Annotated in this window: 21 protein-coding genes; 8 read left to right on the top strand and 13 right to left on the bottom strand. The window is 65.5% G+C overall.

Features of this window, described 5'->3' with window-relative positions; translation table 11 throughout:
• Positions 1–47 precede the first annotated feature (47 nt).
• Both VO57_000470 and VO57_000465 read left to right on the top strand, forming a co-directional pair.
• Positions 48–590, top strand: coding sequence for a hypothetical protein (locus VO57_000470; protein ID XBL69846.1), 543 nt, complete (start codon positions 48–50; stop codon positions 588–590).
• A 53-nt stretch (positions 591–643) separates the two neighbouring features.
• A complete protein-coding gene (locus VO57_000465; GenBank protein XBL69845.1) occupies positions 644–1,435 on the top strand; it encodes a hypothetical protein in 792 nt (263 codons plus the stop codon).
• Between the two features lie 24 nt (positions 1,436–1,459).
• Here the strand turns inward: VO57_000465 and VO57_000460 are convergent, their stop codons facing one another.
• Positions 1,460–1,894: a DUF983 domain-containing protein gene (locus VO57_000460; GenBank protein ID XBL69844.1), complete on the bottom strand. Its 435-nt coding sequence runs from the start codon at positions 1,892–1,894 to the stop codon at positions 1,460–1,462.
• 276 nt (positions 1,895–2,170) lie between these two features.
• Entirely contained in the window at positions 2,171–2,872 is a 702-nt protein-coding gene (locus VO57_000455) for a helix-turn-helix domain-containing protein (GenBank protein XBL69843.1), read from the bottom strand.
• Between the two features lie 92 nt (positions 2,873–2,964).
• Between VO57_000455 and VO57_000450 the strand changes: the two genes are divergently transcribed.
• Positions 2,965–3,840 carry an NAD(P)H-binding protein gene (locus tag VO57_000450; GenBank protein ID XBL69842.1) on the top strand — a complete coding sequence of 292 codons (876 nt, stop codon included), beginning with the start codon at positions 2,965–2,967 and terminating at the stop codon, positions 3,838–3,840.
• Positions 3,841–3,851: 11 nt separating this feature from the next.
• Positions 3,852–4,736 (top strand): oxidoreductase, encoded by an 885-nt coding sequence (locus VO57_000445; protein ID XBL69841.1) that lies wholly within the window; start codon positions 3,852–3,854, stop codon positions 4,734–4,736.
• Between the two features lie 218 nt (positions 4,737–4,954).
• On the opposite strand, the gene VO57_000440 is transcribed toward VO57_000445, so the two are convergent.
• Positions 4,955–7,321, bottom strand: a complete 2,367-nt coding sequence (locus VO57_000440) for a DNA translocase FtsK 4TM domain-containing protein (GenBank protein ID XBL69840.1) — start codon at positions 7,319–7,321, stop codon at positions 4,955–4,957.
• Positions 7,322–7,416: 95 nt separating this feature from the next.
• Entirely contained in the window at positions 7,417–7,914 is a 498-nt protein-coding gene (locus tag VO57_000435; protein XBL69839.1) for a thiamine phosphate synthase, read from the bottom strand.
• A 70-nt stretch (positions 7,915–7,984) separates the two neighbouring features.
• On the opposite strand from VO57_000435, the gene VO57_000430 reads away from it, so the two are divergent.
• Complete coding sequence (locus VO57_000430; protein ID XBL69838.1) at positions 7,985–8,656, top strand: YggS family pyridoxal phosphate-dependent enzyme; 672 nt, start codon at positions 7,985–7,987, stop codon at positions 8,654–8,656.
• Positions 8,657–8,691: 35 nt separating this feature from the next.
• Here VO57_000430 and VO57_000425 read toward each other — a convergent pair whose 3' ends face one another.
• The 6 genes from VO57_000425 to VO57_000400 form a co-directional block, all read right to left on the bottom strand.
• Positions 8,692–8,955 carry a hypothetical protein gene (locus VO57_000425; GenBank protein ID XBL69837.1) on the bottom strand — a complete coding sequence of 88 codons (264 nt, stop codon included), beginning with the start codon at positions 8,953–8,955 and terminating at the stop codon, positions 8,692–8,694.
• Between the two features lie 68 nt (positions 8,956–9,023).
• Positions 9,024–9,701, bottom strand: a complete 678-nt coding sequence (locus VO57_000420) for a nucleotidyltransferase domain-containing protein (GenBank protein XBL69836.1) — start codon at positions 9,699–9,701, stop codon at positions 9,024–9,026.
• A 174-nt stretch (positions 9,702–9,875) separates the two neighbouring features.
• Positions 9,876–10,709: an IS5 family transposase gene (locus VO57_000415; GenBank protein XBL69835.1), complete on the bottom strand. Its 834-nt coding sequence runs from the start codon at positions 10,707–10,709 to the stop codon at positions 9,876–9,878.
• A gap of 84 nt (positions 10,710–10,793) precedes the next feature.
• Positions 10,794–11,393, bottom strand: a complete 600-nt coding sequence (locus VO57_000410) for a pentapeptide repeat-containing protein (GenBank protein ID XBL69834.1) — start codon at positions 11,391–11,393, stop codon at positions 10,794–10,796.
• 542 nt (positions 11,394–11,935) lie between these two features.
• Positions 11,936–14,704 carry a [protein-PII] uridylyltransferase gene (locus VO57_000405; GenBank protein XBL69833.1) on the bottom strand — a complete coding sequence of 923 codons (2,769 nt, stop codon included), beginning with the start codon at positions 14,702–14,704 and terminating at the stop codon, positions 11,936–11,938.
• On the bottom strand, positions 14,701–16,392 hold the full coding sequence (locus VO57_000400) for a class I adenylate-forming enzyme family protein (GenBank protein ID XBL69832.1): 1,692 nt from the start codon (positions 16,390–16,392) through the stop codon (positions 14,701–14,703). The genes VO57_000405 and VO57_000400 overlap by 4 nt, the downstream gene beginning before the upstream one ends.
• 140 nt (positions 16,393–16,532) lie before the next feature.
• On the opposite strand from VO57_000400, the gene lgt reads away from it, so the two are divergent.
• The 3 genes from lgt to VO57_000385 all read left to right on the top strand — a co-directional run bounded on the left by lgt (position 16,533) and on the right by VO57_000385 (position 18,950).
• The gene (gene lgt / locus VO57_000395) at positions 16,533–17,417 is read left to right on the top strand and encodes a prolipoprotein diacylglyceryl transferase (protein XBL69831.1); all 885 of its coding nucleotides are present in this window, start codon (positions 16,533–16,535) and stop codon (positions 17,415–17,417) included.
• A 65-nt stretch (positions 17,418–17,482) separates the two neighbouring features.
• A complete protein-coding gene (locus VO57_000390; GenBank protein ID XBL69830.1) occupies positions 17,483–18,478 on the top strand; it encodes an SAM-dependent methyltransferase in 996 nt (331 codons plus the stop codon).
• A 46-nt stretch (positions 18,479–18,524) separates the two neighbouring features.
• Complete coding sequence (locus VO57_000385; GenBank protein ID XBL69829.1) at positions 18,525–18,950, top strand: DUF2147 domain-containing protein; 426 nt, start codon at positions 18,525–18,527, stop codon at positions 18,948–18,950.
• Between the two features lie 47 nt (positions 18,951–18,997).
• On the opposite strand, the gene VO57_000380 is transcribed toward VO57_000385, so the two are convergent.
• From VO57_000380 to VO57_000370, 3 genes are read right to left on the bottom strand one after another with little or no spacing between them, the layout of a single operon-like run.
• Positions 18,998–20,548 (bottom strand): ABC transporter permease/substrate-binding protein, encoded by a 1,551-nt coding sequence (locus tag VO57_000380; protein ID XBL69828.1) that lies wholly within the window; start codon positions 20,546–20,548, stop codon positions 18,998–19,000.
• On the bottom strand, positions 20,545–21,300 hold the full coding sequence (locus VO57_000375; GenBank protein XBL69827.1) for an ABC transporter ATP-binding protein: 756 nt from the start codon (positions 21,298–21,300) through the stop codon (positions 20,545–20,547). Before VO57_000375 ends, VO57_000380 begins: the two co-directional genes overlap by 4 nt.
• A gap of 11 nt (positions 21,301–21,311) precedes the next feature.
• Positions 21,312–22,823, bottom strand: a complete 1,512-nt coding sequence (locus VO57_000370; protein ID XBL69826.1) for an HWE histidine kinase domain-containing protein — start codon at positions 22,821–22,823, stop codon at positions 21,312–21,314.
• Positions 22,824–22,948: the final 125 nt, after the last annotated feature.

Here is a 22,948-nt window from a genome sequence, read left to right as displayed (position 1 = left end):
GCGCTTATGCGGCGCTGTTTCCGCGTGTGCTTAGGAGTGTTGCAACCTTGCCCCAGACCCCGCGACAGGCCACGCGACCGGGACGAAACCAGCGCCGGGCCGCGCTCGCCGCCTCCGCCTTCGTGGCGTTGCAGGGGATCGCCGCGCTCTATTTCCTCGGCGACGGGATCGACGACATCGCGGCGCAGATGCGCTCCGGCATCGGCGTCGAACCGATCATGGAATGCATCATCGCTATCGCCCTGCTGGCGGGCACCATCCTCGGCGCGCGCTACACGCAGCGCCTGCTGGCCGATGCGCGGCGCAGCAAGCAGGCATTGGGCATGGCGCGCGGCGCGATGGCGCAGCTGATCGAGATGCGCTTTGCCGAATGGAACCTGACCCGGTCGGAAGGCGAGGTCGCGCTGTTCGCGATCAAGGGCAGCACGATTCCCGACATAGCCCGCCTGCGCGGCAGTGCCGAGGGCACGGTGCGGTCCCAGCTCAGCCAAGTCTACGCCAAGGCCGGGGTCGCCAACCAGACCATGCTGCTGGCACTGTTCCTCGACGACCTGATCGATCCGCTGGCGGTGGATGACGCAGCGGGCTGAACTCGCAGCGCACGTTCGCAGAAACGAAATCGGTACGCCGCGGTTTTCCCATCATGAAACCCAGCGACACCCCGACGAACGCCAGTCCCGCACTGGTCGGGGCCGTGATCGTCGCGGCCCTGCTCCAGATCGTCACGACCTCTCTGCCCGCGCTGGGTATCGGCGACCCGATCGGCGCGCAGTCGAATGCGGTGCGCACGCTGATCACGCCCGCGGGCTGGGCCTTCTCTATCTGGGGGCCGCTGTTTGCCGGTACGATCGCCTTCGCGATCTACCAGGCCCTGCCCGGGCAGCGGACGAACAGGCTTCTGGCGCAGATCCGCCTGCCTGCAGCGGGTGCCTTCCTCGGCAATGCGCTGTGGGCGCTCTACACGCAGTTCTTCGGACTGGCCGTGTTCTCCGCAGTGATCATCATCCTCACCCTGTCATGCCTCATCGCGATCTACCGGGTGTTCGCCCGGTGGGAGCCGAAGCTTTCGACCGGAGAGCGCTGGCTCGCCGTGCTGCCGCTGAGCGCGCTGGCCGCCTGGCTGACCGCCGCGACCATCGTCAACATTGCCGCCACGCTGCTGTTCTACGGCGTCGATGGCGGAGAGGCCGCGCCGCTGATTTCGGCGCTGGTGGTGCTGACCGGCGGGATCATCGCCTGCCTCGCGCTCGTCAGGGGGCGGGGCAATCCGTTCTACGCGGTCGTGTTTCTGTGGGCGCTCTCGGCGATCTACGCCGCGGGCGGACAGCGCGCGGAGCCGGTCGCCATCGCGACGGGTGTTGCCGCGCTGCTGGTGATTGCCGGCGCAGCGATCGGCCTGCGATCGGCCGGCCTCAGGCGCTGGTTCGGCGGCTGAGGACGCGGGCGGGGCGCGTACCGCTCAGTCGCGGCCCTCGCCGTGCTTCTGCTCGTCCTCGCGCGCGTGCATCTCCGCCCACAGCTTCTCCGTCCCCGCCTCGACCGAGCGGTTCACATATTGCGAGGCGACCAGCCAGCCCTTGATCGGGCGCAGCGGCAGCAGGCAGCCGAGGCTTATCAGCGGCACCGCGATGATCAGCAGCAGCCAGATCGGGGGTTCCAGCGCCACCTGCACCCAGACCATCAGGAAGACCAGGGGAAAGGCGACGAAGCACAGCGAGAAGAACGCGGGCCCATCGTCGGGCGAGGCAAAGCGGTAATCGAGCCCGCACACGTCGCACCTGTCGCTGACCTTGAGCCACGACTTGAACATCTTGCCCTTGCCGCACCGCGGGCAAAGCCCCTTCCAGCCGGCCTTGAACACCCATGCGGCATGTTCGTTGATCTCGAGTTTCATCTCTCGCCTCCAGGCGCTCCCGCGCCGTTCCTGTGCAATTCGGGTGGGACTTGATGCCGGGCGATGCAGTTTTCGTGCGCAGAGCGCAATTGCGATGAAGGTTACGCGGGTTGCAGGAAGGGCATGTGTGAGGATCACTCAGCTTGCCGGCGGAAGCTCCCCTGGCTCACGTTCTACAATACACGTGACGCGTCAATCTATGCGTTTTTCCTGAAGCGCAGTGATGGCTGGAACTGGCTGCGGGAGGCCGGGCGGCACGATCGGCGAGGATATTCCTTACTGCTCTATTAGCCGCTCCAGCCATTCGCGCAGCAGCGATTTTTCCGCCGTCGAAAGCCCGTCCGTGTCATCGAGGTGCGCACGCAGGGCGATCGCGTGGGGCACCGGCCCGGAGGCTTGCGAAGCTGCCCTCTCGTCCACGATCGCAGCAATCGCCGCGTCACGGGCCAAGGAGAGCATCTGCTCGTCCCGTTCCTCGGGCGGCAAGGCCAGAAACGTGGTCACGATGCCGACCGCGGACGCATGGACGAGTGCGACGGCCCGCTCTTCCGCGACACGAAGCCGACCCGCCCGCGCGATCTGCGCCACGCGGCGGCGCAGGGCCGCCATCCCGGCGAGCGACGCAGTGGACTGCGCCAAGGGCGAACCGATCTCGTTCATGATCGCGAACACGTCCGGATTCTCGAGCCCGAAGGCGACGTAGCGGCTCCACCCCTGCCGCAGGTCCTCGACCGGATCGGGATGCGGCGGATGCGCTTCCTTTTCCGCCACGAACCGCGCCAGCCGTTCTTGCGCCACCGCGTCGAGCAGCCCGCGCTTGTCGCCGAAGATGCGGTAGAGCGTAGGCGGCTGGATCGAAGCTTTGGCGGCGACCGCGCGCGTCGTCAGCGCAGCAGTTCCGCCGCTCGCAATCAGCTCGGCAGCGGCGTCGAGCACTGCCCTCCTTGTATCGGTGTCGGTGGCTTCGTCCGTCGTCATGGCCAATCATTATCGACGATACGGGAACAATGATAGCGTCGATTGCGTATCACTGATAACGAATAGGTCATATCAGCGGAAGGAGCGCAGTCATGATCCTCGTCACAGGCGCCAATGGTCCCCTTGGCCGCGGTATCGTCGAATATCTTTCGGACCGCACGGGACCGGCGCAGATCATTGCCGCTTCGCGCGAGCCGGGGGCGCTTTCGCCACCTGAGGGGGTCGCCGTGCGGCGCGCGGACTTCGCCGATCCGGCCTGCCTGCCCGACGCTTTCGACGGGATGGAGCGGATGGAGATCGTCTCGGTCGACAAGCTTGGCGAGGAGGCACGCAGATTGCACCGCAATGCGATCACTGCGGCCAGCGACGCAGGCGTCGAACGCATCTTCTACACCTCCCACGCCGGCGCGCGCGAGGGATCGCCCTTTCCGCCCGCCGACCAGCACGCCAGGAGCGAAGCGGACCTCGAGGCAAGCGGCACGCCCTTCACGGCGCTGCGGCATGGATTCTATGCCGAGAGCTGTCTCCAGATGATCGGCGAGGATCTGAAGGGCAATGAATTGCGCGTGCCCGAGGATGGCCCGGTCTGCTGGACGGCACGCGGCGATCTCGCACGGGCGGACGCGGCACTCCTCGCGGGCGAGGCGACCTTCGACGGGGCAACCCCGCCGCTGACGGCATCGCGCGCCTGGACGATGGCCGAGATTGCCGAACTCGCATCGCAGTTCACCGGCCGCGAGGTTCGCCATACCGTCGTTTCGGACGCAGAATGGAAAGCGGCGAAGGTCGCGGCCGGCGTGCCCGAACACTACGCCGAAATGCTGCTGGGCACCTTCCGCGCCTCTCGCCGGGGCGATTTCAGCACGGTGGATCCGACGCTCGAAACCCTGCTCGGCCGCAAACCCACACCGCTGCGCGAAGTACTCGCGGCCGCACTGGCTCCGGCCCCCCAAACCAATCACGAATAAAGGAATTGCCAATGCTTACGACAGACAACGCCATCGCCAACTCGGGCACCTTCGCCTTGGGCCACCGCACCGTCCACCGGATGGGCTACGGCGCGATGCAGCTTGCCGGACCGCATGTTTTCGGCCCGCCAAAGGACCGCGAAGGCGCGATCGCTGTGCTGCGCGAAGCACTCGCGCTCGGCATCGACCATATCGATACGAGCGACTTCTACGGCCCGCACCACACCAACCGCGTGATCCGCGATGCGCTTGCGCCTTTTCCCGATAATCTGACGATCGTGACCAAACTGGGTGCGCTCCGCGACGATGAAGGTGGCTGGCTGCCGGCGATGGAGCCGCAGGAACTGATCGATGCGGTCGAAAGCAATTGCGATAACCTCGGGATCGAGCGGATCGATATTGCAAACCTGCGGCTGATGTTCGGCGCGGGCGACGCGGGGCCTACTCCCGGTGATGTGAGGCCGATGCTCGAACCGCTCATCGCGCTGAAGGAACGCGGCCGGATCGGCGCGCTGGGGATCAGCAATGCCCTGCCCGAACAGGTCGAGGCTGCACGTTCGATGACCGAGATCGTGTGCGTGCAGAACATGTACAATCTCGCCAACCGCGGCGACGATGATCTGATCGACCATCTTGCGAGCGAGGGCATTGCCTATGTCCCGTTTTTCCCGCTCGGCGGTTTCGATCCGCTGCAATCGGAAACGCTGGAAAACGTCGCGCGGGATCTGGACGCTACGCCGATGCAGGTCGCGCTCGCTTGGCTGCTGCATCGCTCGCCCAATATCCTGCTGATTCCGGGCACGAGTTCGGTCGACCATCTGCGCCAAAACGTGGCTGCGGCCAATCTCGCTCTGCCGGAAGAGGCTGTCGCGCGGCTCGACGGGATCGGGGGCTGACCGATCGAGCCCTGCGCGTTTACCCCGCTCTGTCGCATGAGGTGCGCGCTGTCCTACACGCTCCCGCGGCGCTAGCCTGAGCGCGGCTCTTTCACACCGTCGAACCGTCGCCGGAATCTCGCCTCACACGGGGCGAGATTTTCTCCCCCAGGACAGTGTGTCAGGTGTGTCAGGAACCCTACAGGCGGGCAGGGCTGGCGCCTTGCGAATCGCAGGCGTCAGAGCGGGTTGCCATCCTTGTCGCGGTAGACGTCGCGGCGGCCGACGTGGTTGGCGGGGCCGACCAGGCCTTCGCTCTCCATCCGCTCGATCCACTTGGCGGCGGTGTTGTAGCCCACGCCCATCTGGCGCTGGAGCCAGCTGCCGCTCGCCTTCTGGTTCTCGAACACGACCTGGCACGCCTGCCGGTACTTGCGCTCTTCGGGGTTGTCGCTCGCGGTCAGTTCGTCCTCGAAGGCGAAGCCGCCGCCGCCGTCCATCGGTTCCTCGGTGACCGCGTCGACATAGGCGGGCGAGCCTTGCTGGCGCCAGTGCTCGGCCACGGCCTCCACTTCCTCGTCGCTCACGAAGGGGCCGTGGACGCGGGTCAGGTTGCCGATATTGGGCTTGAACAGCATGTCGCCCTTGCCCAGCAGCGTTTCCGCGCCCTGTTCGCCCAGGATCGTGCGGCTGTCGATCCGGCTGGTGACCTTGAAGCTGATCCGGGTGGGCAAGTTGGCCTTGATGACGCCGGTGATGACATCGACCGAGGGGCGCTGTGTCGCCATGATCAGGTGGATGCCCGCCGCGCGGCTCTTCTGCGTCAGGCGGCGGATGAGGATCTCGATGTCCTTGCCCACCACCGCCATCAGGTCGGCCAGCTCGTCGACGATCACCACGATCAGCGGCAGCTCTTCGTAATCGAGCTCCTTCTCCTCGACGATCTCCTCGCCCGTTTCGGGGTCGTAGCCGGTCTGGATGCGGCGGCCGAGCGGCTCGCCCTTCGCCTTGGCGGTGCGGACGCGTTCGTTGAAGCCCGTGAGGTTGCGCGCGCCGACCTCGCTCATCTTGCGATAGCGCTGCTCCATCTCCTCGATCGTCCATTTGAGCGCGCGGATGGTCTTTTCCGGCTCGGTCACGACGGGCGAGAGGAGGTGCGGGATATCCTCGTAGCTTTTCAGCTCCAGCACCTTCGGGTCGACCATGATCAGGCGACACTCGGCAGGTGTGAAGCGGTAGAGCAGCGAGAGGATGATCGTGTTGAGACCGACCGACTTACCGCTGCCCGTGGTCCCCGCGACCAGCAGGTGCGGCATCGCGGCAAGGTCTGCGATCACGGGTTCGCCCGCGATGTCCTTGCCCAGGATGATCGGCAGGTCGCCCGGTGCATCGACGAAGTCGGCGCAGGCGGCCAGCTCCTTGAAGCCGACCATCTGGCGTTCGGCATTGGGCAGTTCGATGCCCATCACGGTCTTGCCGGGCACCGTGCTGACGCGCGCGGACACCGCGCTCATGTTGCGGGCGATATCTTCCGACAGGCCGATCACGCGGGCGGCCTTGGTGCCGGGAGCAGGCTCCAGCTCGTACATGGTGACCACCGGGCCGGTGCGCACGGCGGTGACCTCGCCCTTCACGTTGAAATCGTCGAGCACCGATTCGAGCAGCCGCGCATTGCGCTCCAGCGCCTGCCGGTCGAGCGGGACCACGTTGGCCTCACCGCGGTCGGACAGCAGTTCGAGGCTGGGCAGATCGAACGCGGCGAACATGTCCTTCTGCCGCGTGATTGCGTGCCCATCGGCCTTGCGCGGGGCGACCTTGGGGTCGACGATCCTGGGCGCGCGGCGGGCTGCGGCAGGCTCGGCAGCAGGCTCCTCCATCACGGGTTCGTCGACCGGGGCGCGCTTGGCCGTGCGCCGCTCCGGCTTGGGCCTGGCAGGAGCAGGCTCGGCCCGTTCGCGCTGCATCCGGCGCGGCAGGCTGGGCAGGGTCAGCAACCCGCGCCAGTCGATCGCGAAGACCCGCGCGACCAGCGTGGTCCCGACCGCCAGCAACACCAGCGCCACCGCCAGGATCAGCCAGCCCGCCGCCGGGCCGACCAGCCGCGTCGCGATCCCCTCGGTCAGGGTCGCGCCGAGCAGCCCGGTCAGTCCGCCGGCACCCGCAGGCAGCGCGATCGCCGCATCGGCGAAGGTCAGCGCGGCCACGGTCGAGAGCAGCGTCATCGCCAGCAGCAGCGCCGCCGCCGGGCGCCACCAGCGCGTGTGCCGCTCCACCGTCTCGTCGTCGTTCGCCGCACGCCACAGCCCGCGCGCGCCGATATAGAGCAGCGGCAGGGCGAGCACGCTGACCCAGCCGAACAGGAACAGCGCGCGCTCCGCCGCCCATGCTCCGGCAGTGCCCATCCAGTTGCCGATCGGCCCATCGGGCGCAGCGGCGGTGGAGGGGCTGGGGTCGGTCTGGGTGTAGCTGATCAGCGACAGCGCGAGGAACAGCATCGCGCCCAGCAGGATCACCGCGCCGGTCATCTGCAGCGCGCGCTTGACCGAGTGGCGCAGCGCGTCGCGCCAGTCGACCTGTTCGGTCGTAACGAGTGCCTTGCTGGCCATTGCGAAGTCTCCCGAGGGAAGGGCGGGGGGAATACGGGAACGCATCATGAATCCTCGGCTGGTGCCGGGTCAAGGCTTTTGGGCCGCGGCGAGCCTCAGGAAAGCCCGTCGATCGCCGCCCAGCGCGCAACGCCAAGGTCGCGGGCGCGCTCCGCCGTCATCCCGCCCAGCGCGATAACGGGCAGTGAAATGCGCCGCGCGAGATCGTGGAAGCCCTCCGGACCCAATGCGGGTGCACCGGGATGGCTGCGCGTGGCGAACACGGGGGAGATCATCACCGCGTGCGCATCTGCGGCCCCGGCAGCGGCAAGCTCGGCGGCATCATGCGCGGTAGTGATGCGCAGCATGTCCGCAGCATCGCCGAGCCTTCCGGGCGGGCCATAGACACCGTCCGCACCCCACGCACGCGCCTCCGATGCGCGGTCCGACAGGATCAGGCGCAGGCCTTTGCTGCGGCAAATGCTGCGCAGCATTTCGAACCGCTCACGTCGCGCCACGCTGCCCAGATGATAGTGCCGGAAGACGAACGCGGAGCCTTCCGGCAGGCGCGCGAGGGCATCCTCCAGACCTGAGTCGTTGCGGGCATCGGACATCAGCCAGAGGCGTGGCAGTTCTTCGGGTCGGGGCTGGATCGGCATCGCCCAGCCGCTATAGCGGCGCGCGATGGATAGCGCAGCAGCCCTTACACAAGTCGAAGAGCGGATCGTCCGCGCCTGCACAATCGCCAAGCGCGAGCGGAAAGAGGTGAACCTGATCGCGGTCAGCAAGACCCACCCGGTCGAACGGATCGAGCCTTTGCTGGAAGCAGGCCAGCGTCTGTTCGGCGAAAACCGGGTGCAGGAGGCGCAGGACAAGTGGCCCGAACTGCGCGAGCGCTTCCCGGATGTTGAGCTGCACCTCATCGGCCAGCTGCAGTCGAACAAGGCGGAAGATGCCGCCGCGCTGTTCGACGTGATCCACTCGCTCGACCGGCCGAGCCTGCTCAAGGCGCTGGCCAAGGCATACGACAAGCTGGGCAGGCGCGTGCCGTGCTTCATCCAGGTCGATGTCGGCGAGGAAGACCAGAAGGGCGGCTGCGCGATTGCCGACCTGCCCGCGCTGATCGATCAGGCGCGCGAGGCGGAGATCCCCCTGCTCGGCCTGATGTGCATCCCCCCCGCCGACAAGGAACCCGCGCCGTTCTTCGCACTGCTCGGCGAACTGGCGCGGCGGCACGAGCCCGAACCCGGCGCGTGGGCCCAGAGCATGGGGATGAGCGGAGATTACGAGACCGCGATCATGCTCGGCGCGACGCATATCCGCGTGGGGTCCGCGCTGTTCGGCGCGCGGGGGTGATGGGGTAGGGTAGCTTGTGGGCCGGTTGCGGACTGTCAGCTGGTTTCAGCTTTCAAAGCGTCTTCTAATAAGTCCCTTAGAGCCGCCAATCCGTCTGGCGCGATATGCCTGCTAGCTTCGAAAACGTCGCGCGAATTATCGGCCAGCAACTCGGCCCTTGCAGCCGCTTCCAGCAGCAGCGCGGCAACACGTTCAACGTCCACGCCCAAATTTAAATCGGACGCGCGCCGACGCCATAATTCGATAGCACCTGCGGTCATACCCGCAAGCGGCGCCTGCTGCCCGAAGCGCTGGTTCACGGGCACTAGGAACTCACGCTCTACCCTTACTCGCTCTTCGAATCTGGTCCTTCGCGTCGAAGCGTCCATCAATTTCTCTCCAGCCGATGCTGTAATTCGGTGATCCAAGGCATCAATCTATCATGAATATCGGCCACCAACGACCGCGACACAGCTGACGGTGGGCGCACCCCTCTTTGGCCGGCCATCCGGCAGCTCATTGCTAGGTCGTACTCGCCCTGTGTTATGGGCAAGGCAGGCAACCCACTGAGCCGGAATGGAGAGTAGCGCGAGAAGTCGGGCCGGTCGCAGAGTCTGGATGACGCTGCCATGCAGATGTTGCGAAGGCATACGTAAACGAGCCCGAGCTCATACAACGCATTTTGAGGAGATCCGTTCAGCTGCTCCGGAATACCAGACAATACCTTCTTGAAGGAGGCCACATCTGCCTCCGCGTCGCCATACGGCGCTGGCGTGCCCAGCCCCTTGAAAACTGGCTCCGCCTCGAAAAGTGGGATCGCTTCTTGATATAGGTGCCAGCCAAACAGCTCTCCATTCTCGAACATCGAGCCGAGGCGCCGCCGCCCGTACCAAGATATCGACGCTTCCAAGTCGGACAGCTCCAAGGGAATGAAGGCAAAAACAGTTCTTTCATCGACCTTGCCCTGGCCGTCCGCCACCACCGCGAGTAGGTCCAGATCGCTCTTGGGATCGCGATCTCCACGGGCGACCGACCCGAAGACGTAGACTCCGAGAAGTTCGCCCATCAGCGGTGAGAAATCGATTTGAAGAGTACCGAGATGAAGAGCCCGGTATAAAGGTACCGCAAGCCGATCAGCGCGTAGTCAATGAGAAGATATCCCCGAAACTTTATGTCGGGAATGACGCCCCAGAACTGCTGAAAGCAGTATTCAAAAACCTTTAGAGCCTGACTCAGAAGTTTATGCGATCTGGCAGTGGCTTGCGATGAGGCGGGTGAGGCGGCGGATGTGGGCGATGGTAGTCCATGCGGTGGAACTTTCGATAGTTCTTTCCCAGTCCTTTGCGAGCCGTCGACATCTGCCGAGCCAGGCGAAGGTGCGCTCGACCACCCAGCGGCGCGGGAGCAGAACAAAGCCCCTGGCGGTGTCGCAGCGGCGCACGATCTCGAGCGTCCATTGCCCATGCCCTTGAAGCGCGCCGATGAGCTTGTCGCCTGCGTAGCCCCCATCGGCGAAGAGGTGGCGCAGCCACGGGAAGCGGTAGCGGATTGCCTTGATGAGATCGACCGCCCCGTCGCGATCCTGAATGCTGGCAGCGTGGATGGTGACGAACAACATCAGTCCGAGCGTATCGGTGATGATGTGACGCTTGCGTCCCATGATCTTCTTGCCCGCATCGTAGCCCCGTGGGCCGCCACTCTCGGTGGTCTTGACGCTCTGGCTATCGATCACCCCGGCGCTGGGGCTGGCCTCGCGCCCTTCGATCTGGCGCGCAGCCATCACCAGCAGGTGATTGATCGTCTGCCATAGGCCGCTGTCGCGCCAGGCATAGAAATAGCGTTGAACCGTCGAGAGCGGAGGGAAATCCTTGGGCAGCATCCGCCATTGGCAACCGCTTGTTGCCAGATAGAGGATCGCGTTCATCACCTCGCGCAGGTCGGCGCAGCGCGGCCTGCCGCCAGGTTTCGCGGGCGGCAACAGAGGCTCGATCAAGGCCCACTCGGCATCGCGCAAATCGCTTGGATAACGTAGACCCGGGCGGCTATGCTGCTGCCGGGAGGTATCGGTCCACATCGCTTATTCCTCGGTCGTTTCTGGCGAAACCCCGGAATCAGCGATGCACCAGCGCGTCAAGCGCAACCAGCTGATATCTCCCAACTACTTTTGAAGACAGGCTCTTAGGCCGGAACCGGTTGCCTCCCATCCGATTCTCGGCAGCACAGCCCAGAGATTGATTAAGCTAAGAGCGACGATGAAGAGAGCCGCACTCACCACGAGTAAGAGCGGCCGCTCGCCGTGCCCCCAAAGAAGGCCGCTGAACCGCAACCCGGAGTATTTAAGCGCCGCCTGCGCCTTAGGAAAGAAGCCCTGATACTTGCGGCGATAGTAGTCTTCGATCCCTTTCAGCGCCCGCAGTTCATGATCCATTGCAGCTTCAATCTCGGCGAGAACGAATGTGCGCTGACTTCTAAAGTTGCCGGTCTCGGCTGCATTGGCCCGCAGGTTTTGCAGCATGTCGCGCTTCAAATTAGGCTCCTGCGGAAGGATCGCGACCATTTCATTCGAATCCAAAAGCGTCCGATGGAAGATGGCGTATCGAAAATCGGAGCCCGGGAATGATGCTCCACGAAGGTTGGAATCGTAGAATCTGCAGCCGATGAATTTGCAATTGTTAAAGCTAGCAGCGTGAAAATAAGCGCGCTCAAACACAGAATATGAGAAGTCACAGTCTATAAACGCGGCTTTGTTGGCGTTCATGTCCTCAAAGCGACGGTGGCGTAGGTCCAGCTTCTCGTATCTCCCGAGCGAGACGGGAACCCGCTCAATAGGTCGACCAATCGCGTGTCGCGACTCCAAGGCGGGAACTTGCGGCTCCTCCCTCTCTGGCGCAGGTGGCTGCCCTTCCAAACGTCTTCCGAATAAACTTCTGAGCATATTGCGAATATGGCGCGCGTCATTCACACTCGCCAGCCTATACATGGAATGCGGATGCTGGATAAGTAACGCCCCCTTTTTCACCCCTACTTCTAGCCAACGCCCATACCTTGATTGCAAAAGGTTTCTTACGAGATTCTCGGGTCGAATGTTGAACGCCTGTAATCGGGGCGCAAACCGGCCATTCTCGTTCCCTCCACACTGCCTACACCCGCGTTTTCCTACCCGTGCACACGGTGCTAGCGTCGCCGGCCCGCTCTTTCACATCGTAATTCGCGACGCTTCCAGGCGCGCTTCTTCACACGCACTGCGCTGCATGTGCTTCATCAACTTGCGTTTTGCGCAAGCGAGTATCGTAGCGGACGCTAAGCAGGCTCCAGTTCGGCCTGCATCTCGTCGCTGGCCGCGTCGGAGAGGGCCGCGCGCAGGGCCTCGAGGCGGCCGGGATCGGTGATCTTGTCGCCGGTCAGATCGGTTACGTAGAACGTGTCCGCCGCGCGCTCGCCGTAGTGGGTGATGTGGGCGGAGCGGATCATTGCGTGCTGTTCGAACAGCGCGCGCGCCAGCCGGTTGAGCAGGGCGGGGCGATCGCGGGCGCCGACCTCGATCACGGTGAAGCGGTGCGAGGCGTCGTTGTCGAACGCGACGAAGGGTTGCACCTCGAACGCGCCCGCGCCGCGCCGGGGCAGCGGGCGCTTGGCCAGCTTGGGCACCAGCTGCACGCCGCCGGTCAGACCGTCGGCAATGCTGCGCTCGATCCGGGCGAGCTGGTCGTCCTCGCCGAAGGGGCGGCCAAGCGGGTCCTGCACCAGGAAATTGTCGACCGCGTAGCCGGTGCGCGTGGTGTGAATGCGCGCGTCGATGATGTTGCCGCCGACCAGATGGATCGCGCCCGCGATCCGCATGAAGATGCCCGGATGGTCCGCCGCGATCACGGTAACCAGCGTCGCGCCGCGCTCGTCGTCGGCCTCGCAATGGACCGACAGCGCCTCGCCCAGCTCGCGCGCGACCGTATATTGGACGATGTTGCGCGCGGCGATGTCGGGCGGTTCGGCGATCCAGTAGGGGGCCGTGAACAGGTCCTCATGCGTGTCCATCAGCGCGGCCTTGTCGCCCAGTTCGGCGCGGACCGCCTCCTTCTTGGCGGCGACCCGGCCCTTGCGCCCGCTGGTCGCGTGGCCCAGCCGCAACCGCTCGTGCGAGAGGTCGTAGAGTTCGCCCAGCAGCTGGCCCTTCCAGCTGTTCCACGTCCCGGGGCCGACCGCGCGGATATCGACCGCGGTCAGGATCGCGAGCTGGCGCAGCCGCTCCAGCGTCTGGACCTCGGCCACGAAATCCTCGACCGTCTTGGGGTCGGCAATGTCACGCTTGAAGGCAGTGTGGCTCATCAAAAGATGCTGGCGCACCATCCATGCGACCAGTGTCGTCTCTTCCTCGGAGAGACCAAAGCGCGGGCACAGTTTCTCCGCCACTTCGGCACCCAGAACGGAGTGGTCTCCGCCGCGCCCCTTGGCGATGTCGTGCAGCAGCGTGGCGACGAACAGTGCTCGTCTGCTCTTGAGCCGGTGGATCTCCTTGCTCGCACGCGGATGCTCCTCCGACAGCGAGCCTTTTTCGATTGCGTTGAGGAAACCGATCGCGCGGATGGTATGCTCGTCCACCGTGTAGTGGTGATACATGTTGAACTGCATCTGCGCGTTGACCCGCCCGAAATCGGGCACGAAGCGACCGAACACGCCCGCCTCGTTCATCCACCGCAGCACGGTTTCGGGGTCGTTGCGGCCGCACAGCAGATCGAGGAACAGCGCATTGGCGCGTGGGGATTCGCGCACCTCGTCGTTGATCAGGCCGCTGTCGCGATCGGCCTGACGCATGGTGCGCGGGTCGACCTCCAGCTGTTCGGATTCGGCCACCTGAAAGATCTCGATCAGGCGGATCGGGTCCTTGCGGAACCAGTCGTCGCCCGGCGCGGCGAGCTTGCCGGCGAAGGCGGTGTAGCCGCGGACCATGCGCGGGCGCGCGTTGAACCCGGCGAGCAGGCCGCGCCGCGCGCGCTTCTTCGCGAACTGTTCCTCCAGCTGGCCGAGGAACACGCCGGTCAGCGAGCCGACCCGTTTGGCCTGCAGGAAATAGTACTGCATGAATCGCTCGACCGCGGCCTTGCCCTGCCGGTCGGCGAAGTTCATCCGCCGCGCGATTCCCTTTTGCAGATCGAAGGTCAGCCGATCTTCCGCCCGCCCGGTGATTTCGTGGAGGTGGCAGCGCACCGCCAGCAGGAAGCCCTCCGCGCGGCGGAAGCTGCGATATTCGGCCGTGGTGAAAAGCCCTGCGTCGACCAGCTCGGCGGCGTCGCGCACCCGGTGGATATACTTGCCGATCCAGTACAGCGCCTGAAGGTCGCGCAGGCCGCCCTTGCCTTCCTTCACATTGGGTTCGACCACATAGCGCGTGTCGCCCATCCGCTTGTGCCGGGCATCGCGCTCGCGCAGCTTGTCGGCGACGAACTGCCGCTCGGTCCCGTCCACCACCTCGGCGTAGAAGCGCCTCCGTGCCTCTTCGTAGAGTGCCTCGTCGCCCCACAGGTAACGGCATTCGAGCAGCGAGGTCAGGATCGTGCCGTCGGATTTCGACATGCTCACGATGTCGTCCACCGTGCGCACCGAATGGCCGACCGTCAGCCCCAGATCCCACATCAGGTAGAGGATCGCCTCGATCAGTTTGACCGTGCGCGGATCGTCCGCCCGCTCGACGAAGAAGGCGATGTCGATGTCGGAATGCGGGGCCAGTTCCTCGCGTCCGTAGCCGCCGGCCGCGACCAGCGTGATCGCCCGCGCACGCTTGCCCTCGGGCACGGGGGCGAGGTGGTCGCTCGCGAAATCGTGGATCAGCCGCAGCAGCTGGTCGATCAGGAAGCTCTGCCCCCCGCATTGCGCGTGCCCGGCAGAGGGATGCTCGGCCAGCCGGCGCGACAATTCCGTACGTCCGTTCTCCAACGCCTTGCGCAGCAGGGTGAGCACTGCGTCACGCGCGCTGCGGCCATCGCCGTCCGCCTCGCCGATCGTTTCACCGATTGTCTGGGCAAGCTTGCGCCGGTCGACGATGGCGCGCTGGTTGGAGAGGGGCGGAGCGCTCAAGCGGCGGCGAAGTCCTTGCTGTATTGCTCGCGCAGCGCCTTGCGGTCGATCTTCTGCGTGCCGAGCCGGGGCAGGTGCTCGGTTTCGTGCCAGATATGCGCGGGCCGTTTGAACGGGGGCAGTTTGGTTTCGAGGAAGTCGGCGAGTTCGGCTTCGTTCAGGCTCGCGCCTTCCCGCGTCATGTAAACCGCGCCGACGATCTCGCCGTAGCGATTGTCGGGCAGGCCGAAGACCGAGCATTCGGCGACATCGTCATGCGCGTAGATCGCCTCTTCCACCTCGAGGCAGCTGATGTTCTCGCCGCCGCGGATGATGATGTCCTTCTTGCGGTCGACGATGAACAGATAGCCATCCTCGTCCAGCCGCCCGAGGTCGCCGGTGCGGAAATACATGTCGCCGGTGAAGGCGGCGCTGGTCGCTTCCTTGTCGCCCCAGTAGCCGAGAACATTGGCGACCGTGCGGATGCCGATCTCGCCCACTTCGCCGGCCGGCAGCGGTTTGCCCGCTTCGTCGAGAATGGCGAGGTCGACCAGCGGTCGGCTGGCTTTCCCCGTGCTGGAGGGCTTGGCGAGATAGTTTTCGTTGAAATTACCGCAGCCGATCGCGTTGGTTTCCGTCAGGCCATAGCCGAGCAGCGGGAAGCCACCGGGGAAGGCGTCCTTGATTGCAGTGACGTGGTCGGTCGGGCGCGGCGCACCGCCCGCGGCGAAGGACGTGCAGCTGGAGGTGTCGTATTTCTCGCGGTCCGGATGGGTCGCCATCTCGTAGCTCATCAGCGGCACGCCGGTGAAATAGGTCACCTTCTCGGCCTCGGTCAGGCGCAACGCTTCGCGCGCATCCCATTTCTTCATCAGCACCAGCTTGCGGCCCAGCGCGAAGCTTTGCAGGAAGACGGGCACTTCGCCGGTCACGTGGAACAGCGGAACGGCGACCAGCGCGCAGGGTTGCAGGGCCGACGCCTCACCCTTGCCGGAAAGGTAGGTGAGCGCCATCAGGCTCTGCACGACATAGCTCATCGTGCCGTTGACCACCGCGCGATGATCGCAATAGGCGCCTTTCGAGCGGCCGGTGGAGCCCGAAGTGTAGAGCAGGGTGGCGTAATCGTCCGGGCCGAGCTCGGGCAGGGTCGTCTCTGCGGGATCGCCCCAGACCGCTGCCAGCCCTTCAGCCGGATTGCAGTCATGCTTGAGCGGAACGACCTTCGCGCCGTGATCGGTGCCTTCGAGCCGTTCGGCCCGCTTGCGATCGGCCAGAACCACCCGGCAGCCGACCATCTTGAGCGCGTCGGCCATTTCCTCGCCGCTGGAGAAACCGTTGACCAGCGCGGCGCAGCCGCCGGCCATGGTGATCCCCATATAGGCGACGATCCAGTTGGCGGAATTGCGCGCGGCGATGCCGATTCGGTCGCCCTTGACCAGCTTGTGCTGCGACAGCAGCCCCGCCGCCACGTGCAGGGCGGCATCGTAGGCTTCGCCGAAGGTCAGCCGGCAGCCATTATCGACAAGGAATTCGGTGTCTTTATGCGCAGCGCAATAATTCGCGAAATAGTGCGCCAGGCTGGGCGGGGCGTTCTTGAAGGCGGGCATCGTCACGCCGTTGCGGGTGAACGGCACGGTCTCCGCAGGGCCGCCGGGCGCAACCAGCCCGTCCATGATCGTATCCAGCGTATTGTCGAGCTCGGTCGCCATTGATTTCCTCTCTCCGGGTGACCCGCCGACCGCTGTGGCCGTGCGAGCAATGTCCTTTTTTCTGACATCCGCCTGTGCCAATGCAAGCCGCGTTGGCGCAAGGCGGGATCGTTCGGGCGCATCTCTAAGGGGTCGATGGAATGCTGTCACTACTGGCAGAAGCTGCAAACCAGCCGATTTACTGGTCGGACCTTGGCCTGACGCCGGGGATCGACCTCGGCTTCTTCACCCTGCGGTGGTACTCGCTGGCCTATATCGCGGGGATCGTCCTCGCCTATTGGCACCTCTCGCGGATGATCAAGGCGCCCGGCACGCCGATGAATCAGACCCATGTCGACGACCTGCTGTTCTACTGTACGCTGGGCGTGATCTTCGGCGGGCGGCTGGGTTACGCGATCTTCTACCGCCCGGAACTGTTCGTCGATTTCAGCCATGAAGGCTGGATGCCGTGGGGCCTGCTGCGCCTGTGGGACGGCGGGATGAGCTTCCACGGCGGTGTGATCGGCGTTGTTCTGGCGTTGCTGTGGGTCAGCTATCGCAACAATCTCAACTGGCTGCGCGTCGCCGATTACATCGCGGTCAACGTGCCCTTCGGCATGTTCTTTGGCCGACTCGCCAATTTCGTGAACGGAGAGCTGTGGGGCCGCCCGACCGACGTGCCATGGGCGATGGTCTTCCCGTCGGATCCCAGCCAGCTCGCGCGTCATCCCAGCCAGCTCTATCAGGCGGGGCTGGAAGGGCTGGCGATGATGGCGATCATGCTGTCGCTGTTCTGGCTCACCAAAGCTCGCTGGAAGCCCGGGCTGCTGGTCGGCGTGTTCACCGCCGGAATCGCGACCGCGCGCTTCATCAACGAATTCTTCCGCCAGCCCGATGCGCAGCTGACCGAATTCGCGATGCGGACCGGGCTGTCGATGGGCCAGTGGCTGAGCATTCCGATGATCCTCGTCGGGATCGCGGTGATCGTCTACGCGATGCAGAACAGGACGGGCCGCGTCGATGCGCCCGCGACGAGCGAATCCTGACCCACAGCGGTGAGCACAGCGATCTGGGCGAGCGGTTCCGGCGGCTGATTGCGACGCACGGGCCCATGCCGGTCGCGCGGTTCATGGGGGAGAGCAACGCGCATTACTACGCCGCGCGCGATCCGCTGGGCAGCGCGGGCGACTTCACCACTGCGCCGGAGATCAGCCAGATGTTCGGCGAACTGATCGGCCTGTGGCTGGCCGACATCTGGACCCGCGCGGGCAGCCCGCCGGATGCGATCTATGTCGAGCTGGGGCCGGGGCGGGGCACCCTTGCTGCGGACGCGCTGCGCAGCATGGCGCGGTTCGGCTTGCAGCCGGAAGTGCACTTCGTCGAAGGATCGCCTGCATTGCGGAGCTTGCAGGCCGAGGCCGTGCCCGGCGTACACTTCCACGACGACCCGACCAGCTTGCCGAATGGGCGTCCGCTGCTGCTGGTGGCGAACGAGTTCTTCGACGCACTGCCGGTCCGCCAGCTGGTCCGCACCGAGAAGGGCTGGCGCGAACGCATGGTCGGCTTGGGGGAAGAGGACGACTTCCGCTTCGTGGCGGGCGACCAGCCGATGGACAGCGCGGTCCCCGCCGATCGCGCCGATGCCGAGGTCGGCGTGATCGTGGAGACATGCCCTGCGGCGACCGCGATCCTGCAGGATATCGCGCAGCGGCTTGCAGTGCAGGGCGGAACGGCGCTGATGATCGATTACGGGCATCTCACCCCCCGCACCGGCTCCACCCTGCAGGCGATCACGCGCCACGAGAAGGTCGACCCGCTGGTAATGCCGGGCGCGGCGGACCTGACCGCACATGTCGATTTCGCCGCGCTGGCCGAGGTCGCTCGGCGCGAGGGCGCGCGGGTGCTGGGCAGCGCTACGCAGGGCGCGTTCCTGTCCGCGCTCGGGATAGATGCGCGCGCGGCGGCGCTGGCCAAGGCCGCTCCGCAGCGCGCGGAAGAGATCGAAACCGCGCTCCATCGGCTGGTTTCGGGCCAACAGATGGGCGATCTGTTCAAGGTTCTGGCCATTGCCCACCCCCAATGGCCCGCAGGCGCCGGGCTGGGCTAGTCGTTCATCTTGCGGAACGCCGCGTTCTGATAGATGTTTGGCGATTATGAAGAAACTTCTCCCCACGATGCTCGCAGGTGCCGCCGCTCTGGCCGCGCTCGCCGTTCCCGCCCTTGCCGCCGATCCCATCGGCGGGCAATGGGTAACGCAGGACAAGGATGCGGTCGTCACAATCGGCGATTGCGGCGGCAGCGTGTGCGGCAAAATCACCAAGTTCCTCAAGACCCCGCCAGGTGGGGCCGACCAGCGCGACATCCATAATAACGACAAGTCGCTGCGCAGCCGTAAGCTGATGGGGCTGCCGGTTCTGACCGGCTTCAGGCAGGATGGCGACGAGTGGCGGGGCGAAATCTACGATCCGAAGTCCGGCAAGACCTACCGTTCGGTGATCCAGCGCAAGGGGCCCAATAAGCTTGAGGTTAAGGGTTGCGTGACCGTCTTCTGCCAGACGCAGGTGTGGACACGGCCCTGACCTGACGGCTTTCCCACGCGGGCTGGCCGGCCCGATCTGGAAAGCCGCTATTCCAGCCCGACTTCTTTGGCGAGCCAGCTTGCCGCCTCGCGCGGAGTTTTCTTCTCGCCGTCGGTGCGATCGACCGAGAAGTTGGCCTCGCGCATCGCTTCGACATTGATCGTGCCCAGCAGCGGACGCAGCGCGGCGAGCAGCCGTTCGTCGTTCGCCCGCTCCGGCGAGAGGATGATCAGCGTGTCGTAGCTGGGCAGCGCCTCGCGCGGGTCTTCGAGCACGCGCAGCTTGTCCGCCGCAATCCGCCCGTCCGAGGTATAGGCGGTGATCACGTCGGCTTCGCTGGAGCGCAGCGCGTCGTACATGAAGGTGGGCGAGAAATTGCGCTGGTTGGCGAATTTCAGGCCATAGGCATCGCGCACCGCGAACCATTCGGGCCGCTCGAACCATTCGGGATCGCCGCCCGCGACCAGTTGGGGGCCCGCGCGCGCCAGATCCTCGATCGTGCGAATGCCCAGCTCGTTTGCGCGATCTTCGCGCATTGCAAAGGCATAGGCGTTTTCGAACCCCAGCTTGCCGAGCACGCGGGTGCCCTGCACCTCGCGCTCCCATTTCCGGATCGCTTCGTACATCGCATCGCGACCGGGATTGTCGGTCCGCTTCATCTGGTTGGCCCAGATCGTGCCGGTATAGTCGAAATAGAGGTCGATCGACCCATCGGCGACAGCCTGCGCGACCACTGCCGACCCGAGGCCTTCGCGATATTCGACGTTGTAGCCCGCCTCCTCCAGCTGCGCCCCCACCAGCCGACCGAGGATCAGCTGTTCTGAAAACTGCTTGGTCCCGATCACCACCGTGTCGCGCCCGTCGTCCCGGCTCCAGTCGACTTGGCTGACGAAGGCCGCTGCAACGCCGATGGCGACCGCCATCGCACCGCCCAGCCACAGGCGGCGGTCGCGGCGGCGGAAGCCCGCTTCGATCGTGCCGAGCAGCGCGTCGGCGATGATCGCCAGCCCCGCGCTGGCGATGCAGCCCGCCAGCACCAGCGACCAGTTCTGCGTCTGCAATCCGGCGAAGATCGGATCGCCCAGGCTCGGCTGGCCGATGGTGGTGGCAAGCGTTGCCGCGCCGATAGTCCACACCGCTGCGGTGCGGATCCCCGCCATGATATAGGGCGCGGTGAGCGGTGCCTCGACCAGCCGCAGTCTTTGCCAGAAGCTCATCCCCACGCCGTCCGCCGCCTCGATCACGCCGGGGTCGAGATTGGTCTGGGCGGTCACCGCGTTGCGCAAAATCGGCAACAATGCATAGAGCGCCAGCGCAAGCAGCGCGGGCAGAAAGCCGAGCGTTGGCAGGTCTTCGCCGAAGACCGCGCGCAGGCTCAGCAAAATCGGGAAGAACAGCGCCAGCAGCGCGAGCGCAGGAATCGTCTGAACGAGGCTCGCGAAACCCAGCGCGGCGCGCGAGACCGTCTGGCTGCGGCTCGCCCACACCGCCAGCGGCAGCGCGACCGCGATGCCCAGGCCGATCGCGCAGGCAGCCAGGATGACATGCTGCGCGAGCACGCCGCCAAGCCCCATCAGCGCGGCCCACACGCCGCTCACGTCTCAAGCTCCTTGAGCCGTTCGGCCTGATGCCGCGGAACTGCGACCAGCCCCTGCGCGACCTCTCCGCCGCCGCCGCTGGCGAGTGCCTGCGGGGTCTCGTCTGCGACGATCCTGCCCGCATCCATTACCAGCACGCGATCGGCGAGGATCAGCGCCTCGGCCATGTCGTGCGTGACCATCAGCGTCGTCAGTTCGAGCCGGTCGTGCAGATCGCGCACGCGGGTGCCCAGCGCATCGCGGGTGACCGGGTCGAGCGCGCCGAACGGTTCGTCCATCAACAGCAGATCGGGATCGCCCGCGAGCGCGCGGGCCACGCCCACGCGCTGCTGCTGGCCGCCCGAGAGTTCCTCGGGCAGACGGCTGGCCATCGCCGGGTCGAGGTCGACCAGTTCGAGCAGTTCGCCGATCCGCTCCCGGCTCAGGTTGTCGCCGACCAGCCGCGGGCCGATCGCGATGTTCTCGCCCACGCGCATATGCGGGAAGAGGCCGATGCGCTGGAATACATAGCCCATCTGGCGCCGCATCGCGGTGGCATCGCGCGTGGTGACGTCTTCGCCGTCCAGCAGTACGCGCCCGGTGGTAGGCTCGACCAGCCGGTTGATGGTCTTGAGCAGGGTCGATTTGCCGGAGCCCGACGCGCCGACCAGCGCGACGAAGCTGCCAGGCTCGATCGTCAGGTCGATACCGGACAGTGCCTCGGTAGTATCATAGCGTTTGGTGACGCTGTCGAACGTGAGCGATGCTGCCATGCGGCGAGCCGTTATCCCGCCAGCGCGGCAAGCGACAGGTCGAGCACCACGGACAGGCCGTCGTCGCTCCACTGGCGGTCGATCCGCCCCTGCATCTGCCCCTCGACGCTCATCTTGAGCAGGCGCGAGCCGAAGCCTTCGCTGCCGGTCTCCTGCGGAGCCACGCCGGGTTCGTGCCATTCGATCCGCAGCATGTCGTGATCCGCCTGCGAAATGGTCACGTCGACCACGCCTTCCTCGTTCGCGAGCACGCCGTACTTCGCCGAATTGGTCGCCAGTTCGTGGAACACCAGCGCCAGCGGGGTCGCCGCGCGTCCCTGGATCGTGGGGTTGGAGCCGGTCACCGTGATTCGCTGTTCGTGCTGCGAATTATACGGCGCGAAGATCTGATCGAGCAGGCCGTGCAGCGTGTTTTCGCGGACCATGCCTGTGGGCGCGACGAATTCGTGCGCGCGACCCAGCGCGGCGATCTTGTCGGTCATCTCCTGCGCGAAATAGCGCAGGTCCGGATCGCGCCGGGCGGACAGGGTGATCAGGCTCGCGACCACCGCGAAGATGTTCTTGATCCGGTGCGACAGCTCGCGCGCCAGCAGGTCGCGGCTTTCGGACAGGCGGTGCGCATCGTCGATATCGATGATCGTGCCGACCCACCGCCAGCGGCCATTCCCCAGCTGGATCGGCACCGCGCGGCTCAGCGCCCAGCGGTATGATCCGTCGGCCAGACGCAGTCGCCACTCGTCGTCGAACACGCGCGTTTGCTGCACCGCCGTCTCGAACTTGGCAATGGTCCTGCCGAAGTCCTCGGGGTGAATGTGCGCCTCCCAAGCGGCGGTGGAGCGGGGAGGTTCGGCGCCGGTGACTTCGTCCCAGCGCGCGTTGAAGAAATCGAAGGTCAGATCCTCGTCGGCGGACCATGCAATGCCCGGCACCGAATCGAGCACCAGATTGAGCATCCGCGCGCGCTCCTTCGCCTGGTCGCGAGAGCGCAGTGCCTCGCGCTCGTTGACGAAGCGGCGCACGGCGGAGCGGGCGAGCACACGCAGCCCCTCCTGCTGTAATTCGTTCAGGCCCTCGGGATGCGGCTCGGTGTCGATCACGCACAGCGCGCCCAGCTCGGTCCCGTCCTCGGTCACCAGCGGGGCACCCGCGTAGAAGCGCAGGTGCGTCTCGCCCGTGACCAGATCATTATCGGCAAAGCGCGGATCTTTCGTGGCGTCGGGCACCACGAACAGCTCGTCCCCCTGCATCGCATGGGCGCAGAAGCTGACCGAGCGCGGCGTCTCGTTGCTCTCGAGCCCGTGGCGGGCGAGGAACCGCTGGCGGCGTTCCTCGACGATGGTGACGCTAGCGTTTGGTGTGCCGCACAGTTTGGCGGCGAAGGCGGCGATCGATTCGAGCTCGAAGTCGTCTTCCAGCGAATCGATACCGAAGGGCGCAAGCTCACGCGCGCGGTCCCCCGGCGCACCGACCGCTGCATCCGGACGATTCGCGTCCGCGCTCTTGGTTTCGAAAAGAGTGTCCATGATCCCGTCAGCGACAGGATATAACCATCAGCACCGGTTCCGCCACCAAAGGTTTATATTGCATGATATTTGTTAAACTTTGCCGGCCGGTTTGCGGGGGCTCGCGGGCTTGCTATGCGCACCCG

Origin of the sequence: Citromicrobium bathyomarinum (genome assembly GCA_001306305.2) — a bacterium.
GTDB lineage: Bacteria > Pseudomonadota > Alphaproteobacteria > Sphingomonadales > Sphingomonadaceae > Alteriqipengyuania > Alteriqipengyuania bathyomarina.
The sequence above is the reverse complement of the archived record's forward strand: the minus strand, read 5'-3'. Positions and strand labels throughout refer to the sequence as shown.